Annotated in this window: 17 protein-coding genes and 1 rRNA gene; 12 read left to right on the forward strand and 6 right to left on the reverse strand. The window is 63.9% G+C overall.

Translation table 11 applies throughout. The features are described from left to right. Positions 1-168: 168 nt before the first annotated feature. Positions 169-285: ribosomal RNA gene (gene rrf / locus CH256_RS08185) — 5S ribosomal RNA — on the forward strand. Positions 286-761: 476 nt separating this feature from the next. Beyond that, the gene (locus CH256_RS08190) at positions 762-1,379 is read left to right on the forward strand and encodes a DUF6188 family protein (protein WP_179272031.1); all 618 of its coding nucleotides are present in this window, start codon (positions 762-764) and stop codon (positions 1,377-1,379) included. Here CH256_RS08190 and CH256_RS08195 read toward each other — a convergent pair. Further along, positions 1,358-2,107, reverse strand: coding sequence for a YqjF family protein (locus CH256_RS08195; protein ID WP_255183387.1), 750 nt, complete (start codon positions 2,105-2,107; stop codon positions 1,358-1,360). The two genes, CH256_RS08190 and CH256_RS08195, sit on opposite strands and share 22 nt — an antisense overlap. A gap of 23 nt (positions 2,108-2,130) precedes the next feature. Next, positions 2,131-2,799 carry an SIMPL domain-containing protein gene (locus CH256_RS08200; RefSeq protein ID WP_094640029.1) on the reverse strand — a complete coding sequence of 223 codons (669 nt, stop codon included), beginning with the start codon at positions 2,797-2,799 and terminating at the stop codon, positions 2,131-2,133. A gap of 87 nt (positions 2,800-2,886) precedes the next feature. Here CH256_RS08200 and CH256_RS08205 point away from each other — a divergent pair, with 87 nt between their 5' ends. After that, complete coding sequence (locus tag CH256_RS08205; protein ID WP_094639838.1) at positions 2,887-3,879, forward strand: isopenicillin N synthase family dioxygenase; 993 nt, start codon at positions 2,887-2,889, stop codon at positions 3,877-3,879. Here the strand turns inward: CH256_RS08205 and CH256_RS08210 are convergent. Then, complete coding sequence (locus CH256_RS08210; protein WP_217901147.1) at positions 3,873-4,301, reverse strand: DoxX family protein; 429 nt, start codon at positions 4,299-4,301, stop codon at positions 3,873-3,875. The genes CH256_RS08205 and CH256_RS08210 overlap by 7 nt on opposite strands. A gap of 34 nt (positions 4,302-4,335) precedes the next feature. Between CH256_RS08210 and CH256_RS08215 the strand changes: the two genes are divergently transcribed. Next, the gene (locus CH256_RS08215) at positions 4,336-5,403 is read left to right on the forward strand and encodes a DNA polymerase IV (protein WP_094669244.1); all 1,068 of its coding nucleotides are present in this window, start codon (positions 4,336-4,338) and stop codon (positions 5,401-5,403) included. Here CH256_RS08215 and CH256_RS08220 read toward each other — a convergent pair whose 3' ends face one another. Further along, positions 5,404-6,108, reverse strand: a complete 705-nt coding sequence (locus CH256_RS08220) for a TerD family protein (RefSeq protein WP_094669246.1) — start codon at positions 6,106-6,108, stop codon at positions 5,404-5,406. A 117-nt stretch (positions 6,109-6,225) separates the two neighbouring features. Continuing rightward, a complete protein-coding gene (locus CH256_RS08225) occupies positions 6,226-7,977 on the reverse strand; it encodes a pyruvate dehydrogenase (RefSeq protein WP_094669248.1) in 1,752 nt (583 codons plus the stop codon). A 291-nt stretch (positions 7,978-8,268) separates the two neighbouring features. On the opposite strand from CH256_RS08225, the gene CH256_RS08230 reads away from it, so the two are divergent. Genes CH256_RS08230 through CH256_RS08245 form a run of 4 tightly spaced genes read left to right on the forward strand, consistent with a single transcriptional unit; the run spans position 8,269 to position 12,457 of the window. Further along, positions 8,269-9,006 carry a GntR family transcriptional regulator gene (locus CH256_RS08230; RefSeq protein ID WP_218829129.1) on the forward strand — a complete coding sequence of 246 codons (738 nt, stop codon included), beginning with the start codon at positions 8,269-8,271 and terminating at the stop codon, positions 9,004-9,006. A 33-nt stretch (positions 9,007-9,039) separates the two neighbouring features. Further along, positions 9,040-10,041 (forward strand): ADP-ribosylglycohydrolase family protein, encoded by a 1,002-nt coding sequence (locus CH256_RS08235; RefSeq protein WP_094669251.1) that lies wholly within the window; start codon positions 9,040-9,042, stop codon positions 10,039-10,041. A gap of 29 nt (positions 10,042-10,070) precedes the next feature. Beyond that, complete coding sequence (locus tag CH256_RS08240; RefSeq protein ID WP_094669253.1) at positions 10,071-11,537, forward strand: purine-cytosine permease family protein; 1,467 nt, start codon at positions 10,071-10,073, stop codon at positions 11,535-11,537. Beyond that, on the forward strand, positions 11,534-12,457 hold the full coding sequence (locus tag CH256_RS08245) for a PfkB family carbohydrate kinase (RefSeq protein ID WP_218829130.1): 924 nt from the start codon (positions 11,534-11,536) through the stop codon (positions 12,455-12,457). The genes CH256_RS08240 and CH256_RS08245 overlap by 4 nt, the downstream gene beginning before the upstream one ends. Here CH256_RS08245 and CH256_RS08250 read toward each other — a convergent pair. After that, the gene (locus CH256_RS08250) at positions 12,428-13,483 is read right to left on the reverse strand and encodes a LacI family DNA-binding transcriptional regulator (protein ID WP_094669255.1); all 1,056 of its coding nucleotides are present in this window, start codon (positions 13,481-13,483) and stop codon (positions 12,428-12,430) included. The two genes, CH256_RS08245 and CH256_RS08250, sit on opposite strands and share 30 nt — an antisense overlap. A gap of 112 nt (positions 13,484-13,595) precedes the next feature. Here CH256_RS08250 and CH256_RS08255 point away from each other — a divergent pair, with 112 nt between their 5' ends. From CH256_RS08255 to CH256_RS08270, 4 genes are all read left to right on the forward strand, one after another. Next, positions 13,596-14,630, forward strand: a complete 1,035-nt coding sequence (locus CH256_RS08255) for a formamidase (RefSeq protein ID WP_094669267.1) — start codon at positions 13,596-13,598, stop codon at positions 14,628-14,630. A 159-nt stretch (positions 14,631-14,789) separates the two neighbouring features. After that, a complete protein-coding gene (locus CH256_RS08260; protein WP_094639851.1) occupies positions 14,790-15,422 on the forward strand; it encodes a flavin reductase family protein in 633 nt (210 codons plus the stop codon). Then, the gene (locus CH256_RS08265) at positions 15,419-16,312 is read left to right on the forward strand and encodes a carbon-nitrogen hydrolase family protein (protein WP_179272032.1); all 894 of its coding nucleotides are present in this window, start codon (positions 15,419-15,421) and stop codon (positions 16,310-16,312) included. Before CH256_RS08260 ends, CH256_RS08265 begins: the two co-directional genes overlap by 4 nt. After that, complete coding sequence (locus tag CH256_RS08270; RefSeq protein ID WP_094639853.1) at positions 16,290-17,321, forward strand: hypothetical protein; 1,032 nt, start codon at positions 16,290-16,292, stop codon at positions 17,319-17,321. Before CH256_RS08265 ends, CH256_RS08270 begins: the two co-directional genes overlap by 23 nt.

Raw genomic sequence — 17,321 nt, forward strand, 5'->3', positions numbered from 1 at the left:
CTAATAGGCCGAGGACTTACCACAAAGAAGCTACGCGTCCACTGTGCAATATCTGAAACAACACACGAGTAGTTGTTCAGCAAGCACAACCGAATACACGAATCCGCGTCCAGCCCTCTATCGGGATGGACACACGGTTCGCTCGTGATCTGCATTGTTTCGCAGAGTTACGGCGGCCATAGCGGAGGGGAAACGCCCGGTCCCATTCCGAACCCGGAAGCTAAGCCCTCCAGCGCCGATGGTACTGCACTCGACAGGGTGTGGGAGAGTAGGACACCGCCGAACACAACATCCCAGAATGGCCCCCGACCACGGTCGAGGGCCATTCTGCATTTCGAAACCACCCACACATGAGCATGCGCGGACACACGCGCGCCCCGACGACCAACGCGCGCGCGTTCGCTATCCGCGCGCACAATCGCGCTCTCACGAGCGCAGACGCGAGCGCGTTCGCTATCCGCGCGCACAATCGCGCCCCGACCAGTCACCATTTCCCGCGCACCTGACGAACGCGCGCGCATTCGCGGCGGCCGGGCCCTGGACCCAGGCGCGCACACCGCTGCCCCGAACTGCTCCGGAGCGTTTGCCCCGACACAGACGCGCGCGCGTTCGCTATCCGCGCGCGGATTCGTGCCCCGACCAGTCACCATTTCCCGCGCACCCGACGAACGCGCGCGCATTCGCTCGCCGCCAGGTCGAACATCCTCTCCCCGGCGAGGCTTTGTGGGTGTCGCCGAGATTCTGTGGCACAGTCGATGTCGATGAAACTCCCTGTCGAACAGCGCCGTATCAGCAGAATTCTGCTCGATTTCGATTTGAGCATTCAGTTCGACAACGGAGCCAGCATTGCCTTCAGTGAGGTAGTGATCGATGGCCTCACTGTCGATGAGGACAATCAGTTCGAGGGTCTACGAGCCTTCGCAACACTGCACGGTCTTGTCTGCGAGGACGCAGACTACGACGAAGCCGGTGTTCTCCGTCTGACGTTCGAGGGCAGGCAAAGGGTGGTGGCCGCCCCGCGAGACGAAGTCGAATCCTGGGAGTACACCGCGGTGGACGGTTCGACCGTGTTGTGTGGACCGGGAGGGGCCGTCGAATCGTGGCCCGCACCCGAGCATCAGAAGGCAGAGCCCCCGACCGTCGAAAGGCTTCCTTCGATCGGTGCCACTGTGGTCCGGCTCTCGACCGGCGACGACCCTGCCGTCGAGTTCTCGGACGGCACGGAGCTGTTGTTCGACCTCGCCCTCGACGCCGGGTATCTCGTACTGCGGGAGAGTGTGACGTCGAGTTCCCACTCGGACGGTGCTGCCACAGAGGGGGATTGGGTCGTCGAACTATCCTCGGGTCACGTGATCTTCTACCGGCCGCGCACGGTGTAGGGCTTGCCGAACTGAGTTTCTACACCGGGGGAGTACAGCACCGAGTCGGGTGGCCGAGTACTGACATCGGGTAGGCCTGCCGCAGCGACGAGCTCGTCGGAGCAGTGGGTGAGTTCAGCATCGACCAGCTGCCAGTGTCGGTGCACGTTCGGCACGTAGAGCAATCGCCCGGCCAACGATGTGTGCAAGCCCCACCTCGCGGTGAGGAAGACCGCGAGCGCGTCCTCGGACATATCGCGAGTTCCTCGGACGATTCCGAAGTCGGTCGTGGCACCGCGATGCGGGGGAGCGAGCCGCCGACTTCGATAGCTGATTGTCGTCGTGTCGTCGTCTATGTCGATCGACGACCAGCGATACGGAATGCGAGCGGCATTGGTGCCCAACACGACTGCGAGTCTGGACGCCTCGAGAGATCGGAACACGACGCCGCGTCGACCTTCCGCGTCGATCGAGTACAGGCGCACGTTTATCTCACCGAACGTGCCGAAGTACGGAACGGGGTGACGGTAACCGAGGCCGGCACCGACCATGTGGAAGCCGATCAGCCCGACCCACGACGAGCCGTCGAATTCGTCGGGCGTGCATCCGCGAGGCAACAGCGGGGCGACGGCCGAACTCGGAACTCGCCAATGCAGAAAGACGAGCCGTTCCCAGCGCTGATCCATCAGGATCGGACGAGGCAGCAGCGGCGGCCGCGGCCAGAGGCGTCGGGCATCGTCTCGATTCATGATTCGAGCCTAGGCGCGACGCGTCAGGAGGCCGTGAACCGGGCGTGCACGCTCGCGGAGATCGTGATGTTCTCGGGTTTCAGTGCAAATCCGGCAGGGGTCGACTGCGCGGCGAACATGCGAGCGGAGGGCTCGGCTCCACCATGTTCGGTGGTCCCAGGAAGCAGGCCCGGGTCGGCTATCGCCACAGCGTGCACGCCCGAACGGCCCAGGCTCGATGCATAGGCCTCGGCCTTGGAGACGGCGTCGCGCACAGCGAGTTCTCGGACCGCGAGCGTACGAGCGGTTCTGCTGGATTCGGTGAGGTCCCAGTCGAAGTGGTCGATCGACACTCCCTCCAGTGCAGAGGCTGCGTAGACGAACGCGTCCACCAGATCGAGTTGGCTGAACTGCACCTCCACCGACGCCTCGGCTTGGTAGACGTAAGGGAGTTGTTCTCCGTCGTTGTTGAACGGGCGGTGGCGCGAGTGGCGCACCTGGTCCACCGACCAACGATCGATCGGTCCGCCGTCGCTGTTGTAGAGCGGCTCGACCAGTCTGGTGAGCTCCCGGACGAGTTGCTGAGCGGGTTCGGACGCGGACTCCGCCGTGCGGCCGTCGGTGCGAACGGTGAGCGAGAGTGTGCACTGCTCGGGTGGGTAGGTCGCTGCGCCGTGACCGACGACGGTGATGTCGAGTGCTTCAGGGCTCATGGCGTCCAGTCTGGCATCCACGCGCCGATATTCACCGAACCTCAACAGTGCTGGCCGACGCGTCAGGTGGGGAGGACAATTGCGAGCATGCTTCCCGTTCTGGATCTCGGTCTGGCCGATGACGACCCCCGCTCGTTCGAGCTGTCGCTGCGTGAAGCGGCTCACGGGTCCGGCTTCTTCTATCTCGTCGGACACGGGATCGAGAACGCTCGTATGCACGATGTGCTTCGCATAGCGCGTGAGTTCTTCGCCGTGCCGGACCATGTCAAGGACGAGATCAGTCAGCTGAAGAGCCCGCACTTCCGCGGTTACTCGCGGGTGGGTGGCGAGCTGACCAACGGTCGGGTGGATTGGCGGGAGCAGATCGACATCGGTCCCGAACGTCCGGCAATCGAGGGTGCGGCGGGCTACTGGAATCTTCAGGGCCCCAATCTCTGGCCTTCGCAGCCCGCAGGATTCAGAGAGACGTTCGAGCAGTGGGAACGGACGTTGTCGGGTCTTGGACTCCGGCTGCTTCGGCATTGGGCACACTCCCTGGGAGCGCCCGAGAACGTATTCGACGACGCTTTCGCCACCGCTCCCGCGACACTGATGAAGGTCGTGCGTTACCCGGGTACTTCCGATCATTCGCAGGGCGTCGGTGCGCACAAGGACTCCGGGGTGTTGACGCTGCTGCTCGTCGAGCCGGACTCGACCGGCCTGCAGGTGGAGACGACGCCCGACACATGGATCGATGTGCCGCCGCTGGACGGGGCGTTCATCGTCAACATCGGTGAGCTGTTGGAAGTGGCGACCGGCGGCTATCTACGGGCGACGCGGCATCGGGTGGTCGCGCCCGGGCCCGGCACCGATCGAGTCTCCGTGCCCCACTTCCTGAGCCCCGCCCTCGATGCCGTCGTACCTGTCATCGAACTGCCACCGGAGTTGGCGCTGCAGTCACGAGGCGTCGAGAACGATCCCGACAACCCCATCTATCGCACCTACGGCGAAAACGCGTGGAAGTCCCGAACGCGAGCGCACCCTGACGTGGCGCAGTTGCACCACGGCATTGCCCCAGCAGAGCAACGGTCGACCTACTGACGCCTGCTGCGTCCATGTCGTGACTGTCGGTACTGCGCCCATGCCCCGGTGCACCACAGTGCCCACACGATCAGTAATGGTTGGAACAGCAATCGGATTCCTCGTGCCGTGTCGGAGTCGAGGCCGAAGGCGTTCGTGTGGTTGAAGAACTGCGAGATGTTGCCGGGGAACACCGCGACGAAGAACGCGGCAACAACCCAACCGACGAGCGGCGCGCGAGCAGTCCAGAACAGCAGCGCCAGGCCGAGCACGATCTCCACGACGCCCGATGCCAGCACCACGAAATCGACACTGATCGGCATCCACGTCGGCACCTGAGCGGCGAAGGTGCTGCGCGCCCAGAAGAGGTGGCTGAGCCCGGCGAAGACGAGGAACGCCCCCAACACGACCCGCCCGATGGTGCGAGAAATCGATTTCGTCATGGCGTCATGAGACACCACGGGCACACTGAACACCATGACCGGGAGCGCTTCGACCGACATCGCGCGTCGCCGATGGGTACTGCACGTCGACCTCGATCAGTTCATCGCTGCCGTGGAAGTGCTCCGCAATCCGGATCTGGCGGGCAAGGCAGTGGTGGTCGGCGGCAGGGGAGATCCCACCGAGCGTGGGGTGGTCTCGACCGCCTCCTACGAGGCGCGTGCGAAGGGCGTCGGATCCGGAATGCCATTGCGCGTCGCCGCGAAGAAGATTCCCGACGCGGTCTTCCTCCCCGTGGACAAGCCTGCGTACGACGAGGCGTCGGCGATGGTGATGGACACTCTGCGGACGTTGGGATTCGTCGTCGAGGTGATCGGTTGGGACGAGGCTTTTCTCGGTGTCGAGACCGATGACCCCGAGGGGGTAGCGAAGACAGTGCACGACGCTGTCTTCGACGCGACGGGGCTGCATTGCTCGGTGGGCATCGGAGACAACAAGTTACGAGCCAAGATCGCCACCGACTTCGACAAGCCGCAGGGCGTCTACCGGCTCACACAGGACAACTGGTTCGAGGTGATGGGCGATCGCAGTACCGATGCGCTGTGGGGGATCGGCAAGAAGATCTCGAAGAGGCTGGCCGCCCTCGGCATCTCGACAGTCCGAGAACTTGCCGATGCCGGGGACGTGGACCTCGCCGCCGCGTTCGGACCGAAGATCGGTCCGTGGCTCGGCACGAAAGGGCGAGGCATCGACCTCGCGCCGGTGACGTCCGAGCCCTGGGTTGCACGGTCGCACAGCCGTGAGGTCACGTTCCAGACCAACGTCGCCGACTGGGCGGTCATCCGAGACGAGATCGCCGGCTTGACGTCGAAGGTGTTGGCCGACATCGAAGCCGAGAACCGGCCGGCAGTTCGGGCGGCACTGAAGATCCGCTACGCGCCGTTCGAGACGCATACCGTCAGCGCACCGATCGTCGGTGCGCCGACCTTCGATCCCGAGATTCTGACCTCGGCTGCGGTGGCCCTCGTCGATCGCCTCGACCACACTCGCGAGGTTCGATTGATCGGCGTGCGGCTGGAAATGACTCCGCCGCAACCTCTCTGACTACTTGCGACCCGCCGCCCAGCGCAGTCCCCAACCGTACTTCTTGTCGAGGTCGGCCTGGCTGCCCTGGATGTACTCGACCTCGCGGGTGACGGTGATCCCCGCAGAAGTGTTCTCCAACAATGCGATCGAGCAGATTCGAGCGGAGTTCTCGGCCGAGTCGAGGCGTACCTCGACCTGTGGTCCGCTGGTGGGGTACAGCGTCACCACCCCGTCCACCGCTGCCCAGTTCGGTGCGCCGTCGTAGATCATCGCGAAGATCAGGATTCGAGCTAACTTCTCGGGATGGGCAAGGTTGATGTGCATGTTCTCGCCGCCGCTGACCGAACCGGAGCGATCGTCACCGTCGAGCGCGATGAACGGGGCATCCTGCAGTGAACCGAAGCTGTTTCCGAGTGCCTGGACGACGCCTTTGGAACCGTCGCGCAGTTCGTAGAGGCAGCCGAGGTCGAGATCGACACCGCCGGAGCCGTACGACGCCGCGGCCAGCTTGGCCAGGAAGCCCTTCTTCTTCGGCTGTGCCGCGGGTGCGCCGGTCGACCAATTCAGGTTCACCCGCATCGAACCCTGCTTCTCACCGGACTTGGTGAGGCTGATCGTCGGTGACGCCTTGGACAGCGTCACTTTGCTCAGGCTGACGGGAGCTCCGCTTTGCTGCGCTGGGTTCTGCCCGGTCGAGGGCTTGCGGGTGTAGTCGATGGCCATGGTTGTGCCTTCCGGAACGGTCGGTTACCGGATCGAGGTGTCCGGTTTGGGCGGTGTGTCGACAATAACCGCCCGTCCGATCACCTCGATGATCGCACCGCTGCGTACGAGACGTTGCTACGGCCGTGGCACGTTGCGCAGATTCGACTTGGCCATCCGGACTGCCTCGCCGACGCCACCGTTGAGCACGACCTTGCTCATCGCGAGCGCGAATCCCTTGATCTGCTCCCCGGTGATGGTCGGCGGCACCGACAGCGCCATCGGGTCGGTGATCAGCTGGACCAGTGCCGGACCGTCGACCGCAAAAGCGGTTTCGAGTGCACTGCGAATGTCACCGGGCTGTTCGACGCGTTGTGCGTGAATGCCGGCGGCGGCAGCGATGCCGGTGTAATCGACCTGCGGCACGTCGACGCCGAAGTCGGGCAGACCGTCGACGAGCATCTCGGCCTTGACCATGCCGAGCGTGAAATTGTCGAACAGCACGATCTTGACGGGCAGCTTGTACATCGCGACGGTCAGGAGTTCGGAGAGCAGCATCGAGAACCCGCCGTCGCCGGAGATCGAGACGACCTGGCGGCCCGGGTTGGCGAACTGCGCTCCAATGGCGTGCGGCAGGGCATTGGCCATGGAACCATGCAGCATCGACGCGACGAAGGCCCTTCTGCCAGTGGGGTTGATGTAGCGCGCGGTCCACACATTGCACATTCCGGTGTCGGTGGTGAAGACGGCGTCGTCGGCGGCGAGGTCATCGAGCACCGACGCGGCGTATTCGGGGTGGATGGGAACGAGCTTCTCGGCGTTGCGGGTGTATGCGCCGATCGTCTTGCCCATGAGGTCGTTGTGCTTGTCCACCCACTTCTCCACGTACCGGCGGTCGGTCTTGCGAGTGACCAACGGCTGCAACGCATTCAACGTCGCGAGAACATCACCGTGAATCGGGTACTGGACCGAGGTTCGGCGTCCGAGCTTCGTCGGATCGATATCGATCTGTGCGGTGGTGACGTCCTCCGGCAGGAACTGCTGGTACGGAAAATCGGTGCCGAGCAGGATGAGCAGGTCTGCGTCGTGGATACCCGCATGGGCTGCGCCGTACCCGAGCAAGCCCGTCATTCCGACGTCGTACGGGTTGTCGTACTGGATGAACTCCTTGCCGCGCAACGAATGTCCGACGGGAGCGCCGATCGTGTCGGCGAACGCGACCACTTCGTCGTGGGCACCCTTGACGCCGTAGCCGGCGAAGATGGCAACCTTCTCGGCGTTGTTGATGGCGTCGGCCAGCTTCTGGATGTCCGCCGCAGGCGGTGTGACGACCGGTGTGGACGGAACGGCAATGGGATCCATCGTGCCGGACGCCGACAGCTCGGCGATATCGCCGGGGAGTGTCACGACCGACACCCCGCCGCCGGTGATGGAGGCGTTGATCGCCGCGCGGAACACCCGGGGAGCCTGGTCGGCAGTGGAGACGAATTCGTTGTAGAGCGAGCATTCACCGAAGAGACGGTCGGGGTGCGTTTCCTGGAAGTAGCCCGAGCCGATCTCGCTGCTGGGAATGTGCGACGCGATCGCCAGAACCGGTGCGCCGGAACGGTGTGCGTCGTAGAGGCCGTTGATCAGATGCAGGTTGCCTGGTCCGCAGGAGCCGGCGCAGACGGCCAACGTGCCGGTGGTCTGCGCGTCGGCCGAAGCAGCGAACGCTGCGGCCTCCTCGTGTCGAACATGAATCCAGTCGATGCCGCCCTTGGCCGATCCACCGGTACGGCGCACCGCGTCGACCACCGGATTTAGACTGTCGCCGACGATGCCGTAGATGCGCTGAACGCCGGCGTCGACGAGTCCTCGAACGAGTTGATCGGCCACTGTGGTGGGCATTTCACTGTCTCCTCAAAATTCGGTGACGCACCGATGTGCCTCGGCTGCGTCTTCTCGACGCCTTCCCTGGACCGAGGGTCTGCCAAACATCGAAGTGAACGCAACGGAGGGCTGTCACGGTGAACGTGCCGGTAGAGGACTGTAGCGATCTGCGTCACGTAGCGATCTTTCCGTGGTTCCCATGGGAGACCGGGACTGCCCCTATTTACGGGCGGGCAATAAATTTTTACAGGCGGGCAGTAAATTGGACAGGCTCTGTACAGGTTCACTTTTGCGATGTACGGTGCTGGCATGACCGAGCCTGCTATGACTCAGCGCACATCGGAGCGTGCGCGGCACAAGCGCCATCAGGTGCTCGCCTCACTCAAGAACACCATCGAGTCCGGCGACATCCCCTCGGGTTCGTTCCTGCCAGGAGAGAACGAACTCGCCCGCTTGTTCTCGGTCAGTCGTGGAACCATTCGTTCTGCACTCAGTGAGTTGGAAGATCAGAAGCTCATCGAAAAGCGCAGTGGCATAGGATCACTCGTCACCTTCGATGGCCATCAGATCGAGACGGCCGACGGGTGGGCACGGGCACTGTCATCTGCGGGCGTCGAGATGCACACCCGTACTCTCCGTATCGAGCGCATCGTCGATCCCGAGTTGGCAGCCGAGGCCGGTACTTCCACACTGAACTTCGTTGCCGTCGACCGAGTGCGACACGTGGTCGACGGGCGACCTGTGTCGTTGGAGCGCAGCCGTATTCCCGCACTCGGTCCGCTCACGGACCTGCCCGAGAACGGATTGGTGGAGGACTCACTGACGGCAACCTTGAGGTTCGCGGGGCTCGTGGCTGCCAGTGGCGAGCAATGGGTCTCGGTGGTTCCGGTCGACGCGGCCGACGCTGCCGTTCTCGAAGTGCCGGTGGGCACCCCGTACCTGCACAGCATCCGTGTCAGCCGAGACGCGTCGGGACAGTTCGTCGAGAAGGTCGTCAGTCTGCTCGCGCCCGAACGTTTTCGGCTCCACCTCACTTTCAATTCATGATCGATCACCCCACTCTCGGCAAGGACTGTTTCGATGCCTGCTTCACGCGATCGCGCCCTCGGGGCCTTCTACGGCCTAGCCCTGGGCGATGCGCTGGGAATGCCGACACAGTCGATGTGTCGCAGGGATATCGCCGAGGACTACGGCCAGTTGACAGGGTTCGTCGACGCCGGCCCACGTCAGCTCATCGCACACGGCATGCCTGCCGGTTCGATCACCGACGATACCGAGCAAGCGATCATGTTGGCGCAGTTGATCATCGACGGGAGCGGTGTCGTCGACCCGACGTCGTTCGCGCACGCCCTGATCGCCTGGGAAGCGGGCATGAATGCACGCGGATCGCTCGACCTTCTCGGTCCGTCGACCAAGCGTGCCGTCGAACGCATTCTCGACGGATCGGATCCGACCGAAGCCGGCAGATTCGGCAGCACCAACGGTGCGGCCATGCGTATTACCCCTGCGGCTATCGCAGCTTCGCTGGACGGCGGCATGAGCTCGTTCGTCGATGCGATCTTCCGATGCAGCTTCGTCACCCACAATACTTCCCTCGGAATAGCCTCTGCCGCAGCGGTTGCCGGCGCGATCAGTGCCGGCATCGCGGGCGCGGACCTACCCGAAGCAGTCGACATCGGTGTTGCTGCTGCGGCCGAGGGTGCCACCCGCGGATACTGGGTTGCCGGTGGAGACATCGCGACCCGAATCCGGTGGGCGGTCCAGTTGGTCGGCAACACCACCGACGAACACATCACGGATACGGTCGCCGACATCGTCGGTACGTCCGTTGCGTCACAGGAATCAGTGGTAGCGGCCTTTGCTCTGGCCGCTGCGTACGACGACCCGTGGGACGTCGTACTGGCAGCCGCCACCATCGGCGGCGACACCGACACCATCGCAGCGATAGCAGGTGCTGTCCGCGGTGCCGTCGGTGGCCTGGCAGCGTGGCCCGGCGAAGCGATACGAACGGTCACCGACGTCAACTCGCTCAATCTCGAGCCCCTCGTCGATCGACTGCTCGCTCTCCGTAATACGAACTGACACAGTTCGACTCACTTTGGAGCACAACCATGACCTCTTCCGCCTCCGCCCCCGTCTCGGACACCGCGGCCGACGCTCTCTCGCTGGAAACTCGCGGGATCGAGCCCGTCCCGGACAACGAGCGCAACGGTAATCCACTACAGCTGTTCTGGGTGTGGTTCGCCGCGAACATCTCCATCCTGGGGCTACCGCTCGGTGCCACCCTCGTGGTCTTCACCGGGCTGAACATCTGGCAGGCGCTGATCGTGGCGCTGATCGGTGCCGCCGGTTCCTTCGCCATCGTCGGCATCGTCTCGATCGCGGGTAAACGCGGTGGTGCCCCCAGCCTGACACTGTCGCGGGCCACGTTCGGGGTCCGAGGCAACATCGGACCCACCCTGGTGTCGTTGATGTCGAGGCTCGGTTGGGAAACCGTCAACACCACAACCGCAGCGTTCGTGCTGCTGTCGATCTTCACTCTGATCTTCGGTGGATCCGGTGCAGCCAAGGATCATCCCGTCGTGACGATCGTGTCGATCGTCATCTTCATCGTGCTCACGCTCGTCGTCAGCGGGCTCGGGCACTCGGCCATTCTCGTCATTCAGCGCTGGTCGACGTGGATCTTCGGTGCCTTGAACATCTTCGTTGCAGTCTTCTTGATCGCGACGGTCGATTGGACCGCCGTGACCAGTACCCCGGCGGGATCGATCAGTGCGATGGTGATCGGTGTCGGAACCATCGCTGCCGGAACAGGTATCGGCTGGGCCAACGCCGGAGCCGACATGTCGCGCTACCAGCGCAAGAGCGTCGGAGCCGGTTCGTTGGTGTTGTCCAGCGCAGCAGGTGCCGGCATACCGCTCGTACTGCTGATCGGTCTCGGCGCACTGCTCTCGGCCGGCGACAACAGCCTCGCGTCCGCGTCGGATCCGGTCGCGGCTATCCGGGAGATTCTTCCGGCTTGGATGGCCGTTCCGTACCTGATCACCGCGTTCGGCGGATTGCTTCTCTCCAATCATCTTTCGGTCTACTCGGCCAGTCTGACCACCTTGACACTCGGATTCCGAATCAAGCGGGTCTACGCGGTCGGAGTGGACGTGTTCGTCACGTTTGTCGGTGCCATCTACTTCATGCTGATCTCCGACGGTTTCTACGGCCCGTTCATCACGTTCATCTCGGTTCTGGCGGTTCCGCTGACAGCATGGCTCGGGGTGTTCATGTCCGACATGATCAAGCGCAAGACCTACGATGCGGCATCGATCATGAACATCGGGAACACCAGCCGCTACTGGTATTCCGCAGGAGTCAACTGGTATGCGTTCGTCAGCTGGGCAGCGGGCATCGTCGTGGGGTTCCTGTTCACTGCCATCGCTGTGGATGGCGACGTCATCTACACCGGGCCCTTGTCGGGCAGCTGGATCGGTGACAATGGCCTCGGCTGGGTCGCGTCGTTCGTGGTCGCGGCCGGTCTGTATCTCGCCACCGGTGGAGCCCGCCGCATCGAGACCGTAGCGCGGTGAGTCCGCGGCTGATCCACACCGGCCAGGTCATCGTCGACGTCGTGATGGCCGTTCCCGAGGTCCCGACCCCGGGCGGAGACGTCGTGGCGACGTCATTGAACGAGACAGCGGGCGGTGGCCTCAACGTCATGGTCGCCGCGATTCGTGATGACCTTCCGGTGGTGTTCGCCGGTAGATTCGGTTCGGGACACTACGGCTCGATCGTGCGTGACGCGCTCGCCGTCAGCGGTGCGCTCGTGGTCAATAACCGACCACTGCCGAAGGACTCGGGATTCTGCATCGCCCTCGTCGACGCGCATGCCGAGCGAACATTCGTGACGTACCCGGGAGCCGAGGCCGAGTTGAGCGTTGCGGACCTGGAGGCAACCGCAGTTCGAGGCGGTGATCTCGTCTACGTCACCGGCTATGGACTGGCACACCAGAGCAACGCCGCGGCACTGACCGAGTGGCTCCCTTCGCTCTCGGACGAAGTTGTGGTCCTGTTCGATCCGTCTCCGCTGATCGCGACTTTGAACCGACGCGTCGTGGACGCCGTACTTGCTCGGGCCGACATCGTCAGTGTCAACTTGCGCGAGGGCACGCTCATGACAGGCGAGGTCGATCTCGATTCCATCGCAGCCGAATTGGCGGCGAGGCTGCGGCCCGAGGCGTCGGTGGTGCTCCGTACCGGGCCTGACGGTTGTCGGATTGCGGGCAGGCGGCGATCCCCACAGTCGGTGCCGGGGTTCGAGGTGCAGGCGGTCGACTCCAACGGCGCAGGCGATGCGCACGCCGGTGTGTTGTTGGCGGGACTTTCGCGCGGACTCGACCTGTACGAGGCGTCGTTGCGGGCGAATGCTGCTGCGGCGCTTGCCGTCACCGAGCGTGGACCCGCGACGGCCCCGCTTCGATCACGTACCGACGCGTTGGTCGGAGAGTGAGGGCGCATTTCGCCCCGGGACCGTGGAGTCGCGGACGACCAGCGTCGGTGTGAGTGCCACCGAGGACACCGGCAGCCCGTGGGTGACGGCCAACAGCATTTCGGCTGCGCGTGTGCCGATTTCGCGGTGGGGACTGTGAATTGTCGTCAAGGGCACCGTCAGTTCGCTGCAGATCGAGATGTCGTTGTAGCCGACGACCGCAATGTCGCGGCCCGGCTGCAACTGCGCTTCGCGCAGGACTCCGAGGACTCCGATGGCACTGAAATCGTTGGTCGCGAAGATCGCGGTCGGAGGTGTCGGTAACGCCAGAAGTGCTGTGGCCCCGCGTCGTCCGGCCTCGGGATCGAAGCCCTCTTCCCGTACGTACTCGTCGGGAACGTCGATGCCTGCATCGCGGAGGGCAGCTCGGCAGCCCTCCGATCGGTCGATTCCGGTGCTGGCCCACGCCGGGCCGGACACGATCCCCACTCGGGTGTGGCCGAGCCTGGCCAAGTGCTCGCCGGCAAGGTAGCCGCCCCGATGGTCGTCGCACGTCACCGAGGTCATCCCCGGGTATCTACGGCTGATGAGCACGAACTTGATTCCTCGGCGGTGGAGGTCCTCGAGGTTCTCGCTGTCGAGGCGAGCGTCACCGAAGATGAGGCCGTCGACGTTGCGGCCGAGCAACAGATCGATGCGTCGACGCTGCTGAATCGGATCGTCGTGGGTGTTGGCGACGAAGGTCTCGTACCCGGCCCGGTTCGCTGTTTCCTCGATGGCGTCGTACATCGCCGAGAGCACCACGTCGGTCAATCGCGGGACGAGTACTCCGAACGCGGTGGACTTCTTGGTGGTCAAGCTCGCCGCATTGGGGTTGGGGACGTACTCCATCTCGCGGGCCAGCTCGAACAATCGCAGATCTCCTGCGCTGGCACCGGCCGGGTCGAGCGCGACGCGTCGGAGAGCTCGGGAAACGGTCGAGACATGTACTCCCGCAGCAGCTGCGACCGTTTTGAGCGTGACGCTTCCCGACGTAGTGCTGTCCACTGGCGGTTCCCCTCGATCCTCCGTCGGCGCTGCCCCGACCCCTGATGACCCCTAAGCTAGCACCGTGCGCAATCGTTTGCGCAACAAGTTGCTCTCGAGGAACGGACATTCGATGACAGGTTTGGGTGGTCTCAATCCATCGCCGACGTCGCTCACGCTCGGCCTGGTTCAACAGCAGGTTCCGCTGATCACCAGCATGGCCGACGTGGATGCGACGACCGATCGCGTGTGCAGGCAGTTGCGTGAGGCGAAGGCCGGCTTCTCGGCCCTGGATCTCGTGGTGTTCCCGGAGTATTCGCTGCACGGCTTACGCAAGTCCTCGTGGGCATCCGACGAGGTGATGTGCGATATGGACGGTCCGCAGGTGGAGCGATTGCGCGACGCGTGCCGTGAGTCGGCAGTGTGGGGGTGTTTCAGCATCATGGAACGCAACCCCGGCGGAGCGCCGTTCAACTCCGGAATCATCGTCGACGACCGAGGCGACATAGCCCTGTACGTCCGCAAACTCCATCCCTGGACGCCCAAGGAGCCCTGGGAGCCAGGCGATATGGGTCTGCCGGTCTGCCCTGGGCCCAAGGGCTCGGTTCTGTCGTTGTTGATCTGTCATGACGGGATGTTCCCCGAAGTCGCCAGGGAGGCGAGCTACCGCGGTGCGAACGTGCTGCTGCGCACGGCGGGGTACAAGTTTCCGCTGCGGCAGTCCTGGCGTATCACCAACGAGGCCAATGCCTTTCACAACTTGGCGTACACGGCATCGGTGTGTCTGGCGGGGGAGGACGGCAACGGCATCCCGTCGATGGGCGAGGCGATGGTGTGCGACTACGAAGGAACCATCGTCGAGCGCGGCGATTCGACACCCGATCGAGTGGTGACCGTGTCGATCGAACCGGCCAGGGCCGATGCGGCACGTCGAGAATGGGGAGTCGAGAACAACATCTACCAACTGGGACATCGCGGGTTCACTGCCCTGGCCGGTGGCGCGCAGGACTGCCCGTACACCTACGTTCGCGACCTGGCCGACGGAACCTATCGACTGCCGTGGGAGGACGAGGTGCGCATCGTCGACGGGACGTCGGAGGGGTACGGGCCCCCGCGTAGACCCGACAGTGCGACCGATTCGGCGCGGGCCGGTCTGCGCGGCGAGTAAGGCGGAGGTTACGCGGCCGGTGCCCGTGTAACGGTGCCATTAATTGGTTCCGGATTTGTCGTTCAAAGCTCGACATCGAGCTCGAAACCCCTCTATCGTCAGAGCAACGCAATCGGTTGCACGACCGGTTGCACAGCAAGCGAAAGAAGGCTCGTTTCGATGACTTCCCAGGTAGGCGACTCTCTGGAGCTCACGGATCGCACCCGCCACGACATCGATTCGATGTCGTCGGGGGATGTGTACAAACTGCTGTCCTGCGCGGTGCAACCTCGTCCGATCGCGTGGATCTCGACCGTCTCCGGCGACGGCGTTCGCAACCTGGCACCGTTCAGCTTCTTCAACGTCGCCTCGCGCAATCCGGCGACGCTGATGATCTCCATCGGCGAGCGCATCGGGTCCCCCGGAGAGCTCAAGGACACGTTGGTCAACATTCGCGACACCGGCGAATTCGTCGTCAACATCCCGTCCGCCGACACCGTGGATGCGGTGACCGCGAGTTTCGCCACCGTCGATGCGGAGATCGACGAGTTCGAGCTCTCGCAGATGACCGCGGTGCCGTCGGTGTCGGTCTCGGCTCCGTCGGTCCTCGAATCCCTGGTATCGCTCGAATGCCGAACGTTGCAGGAAATCACGCTCGGCTCGGACACCCTGGTACTCGGGACCGTGACGACAGTGACCAGCAGGCCCGGGTTGCTCACCAGCGACCTGCATGTCGACACACTCCAACACCGATTCCTCGGCAGGTTGGCCGGCCCGTTCTACACCACCGACATGAACCGAGTGGCGCAATGACCACGTCGGCCCGCCTGCGCGGCGTCGACACCGAGCCGGTCGTCGACACTTTCGATATCGCTGTGGTGCAGACCGGTTCGCGGACCGGTGCCTGGCAGCAGAACATCGATGCAGTGGCTGCGGAAGTGCGTACGCTCGCCGCCGCCGGGTCCAAGCTGATCGTCCTACCCGAATTGTTCGCCAGCGGTTACGATCTCGACGATCTCGATTCGATGGCCGAGTCGGTACCCGGTCGTACATCGATCGCACTCTGTGAGCTCGCTGCCGATACCGATACGGTTCTGGTGACGGCCATCGTGTTTCGCGACTCCGCAGGAGTCGTCTTCGACAGCTCGCTCGTCGTGGGTCCGGACGGCCTGCTGGCTGTGGGACACAAGCGTTTTCTCTGGGACCGAGAGAAATCGGTGTTCACTCCCGGAGCAGAGAGCGGACTGCTGGTCAGCACTCCGTTCGGCACCATCGGCGTCGTGATCTGCTACGAGGCAGGCTTTCCCGAGACGGTCCGCGATCTGGTGCAGCGGGGAGCCGATGTGATCGCTGTGCCGTCCGCATTCGGGCACGTTCGCCTGCACGTGTGGAAGCTGCTGACCCGGTCCCGAGCACTCGAGAACGGCGTCGTCGTCGCCGCCGCCGGACTCACCGGACAGGCCGGCGACGGCCCACGGTTCGCGGGTCACAGCGTCATCGTCGGACCGCAGGGGCGCACCATCGTCGAGATGGACGAGGGCGTCGGATCGGTATCGGCCACAGTGACTCGACGCGAGTTGCTCGACGCACGCGACGAAGTGCCCTATCTGAAAGACCTTGCCCGACTGGGCGGTATCACCGAGACACGTACGACCGAGAACGATCACGAGAGGAACCGAGATGTTCGATCTGCGATCAGCTGATCTGTTACGCGCATTCACCCGTCAGCTCGAGCTGTGCAAAGTTCGGCCCGGAGAGCAGGTGGTGATTCTCGCGGAACCGTCGAGCCGCGGTGATTACATCTCGGCTGCCTTCGGTGCAGCCCAGAGCCTGGGTGCCCAGGTGCTCGCGGCAACGGTGCCCGGCGGCAGTCCCGCCCCGATGCCGAGCACCCACACCGGGGCAGGCCCCGGCCTGGTGTCGGTCATGAACAGTTCGGTGGCTCAGGACATGCTCAAGGGCGCGGACCTCGTGGTCGACCTCACCAGTGAAGGCTTCATCCACGCGCCCATCCAGCAGGAGATCCTGGCCGCCGGAACGCGCATCATCTTCGTCTGCGACGCCCCGGACGTGTTGATCCGCAACATGCCCCAGGACGGCGACAAGGAGCGAGTGCAGGCGGGCGTCGATCTGATTCGCAACGGTTCGACCATGCGCATCACCAACGAGGCCGGCACCGATCTCACCGTGCAACTGAGCAATTCGCAGCCCGAGTTCCAGGTGGGCTTCGCCGACGACAAGGGCCGCTGGGATCATTGGCCGTCGACGATGGTGCTGTGCTGGCCGGAGATCTCCAACGGAAAGATCGTGCTGTCCGAGGGCGACATCTTGTTGCCGTTCAAGGAGTACGTCCGAGACGAGACGACGCTGACTGTCACCAACGGTCACATCGACGAGGTCACCGGCGGCGGCGAGGCGGCGCTGCTGAACATGTTCTTCGCCGACTCCAACGACAAGTGGGCGCGCTACCTGTCCCACATGGGCTGGGGACTGATGAAGACCGGCGACTGGTTCGCGGCCGCGATGTACGGCAAGGACGACATCATGGGCATGGACGCCCGCGCGTTCGCCGGCAGCTTCCTGTGGTCCACCGGCCCGCACCCTGTCCTCGGCCGAGACTCCTACGCACACCTCGACATCGGAATGCGCGCCTGCACCGTGTCCATCGACGGCATCGATGTCGTCACCGAGGGTCGATTGGTGGAGAGCTGA

It is taken from the genome of Rhodococcus sp. 05-2254-6 (assembly GCF_002258565.1).
GTDB lineage: Bacteria > Actinomycetota > Actinomycetes > Mycobacteriales > Mycobacteriaceae > Rhodococcoides.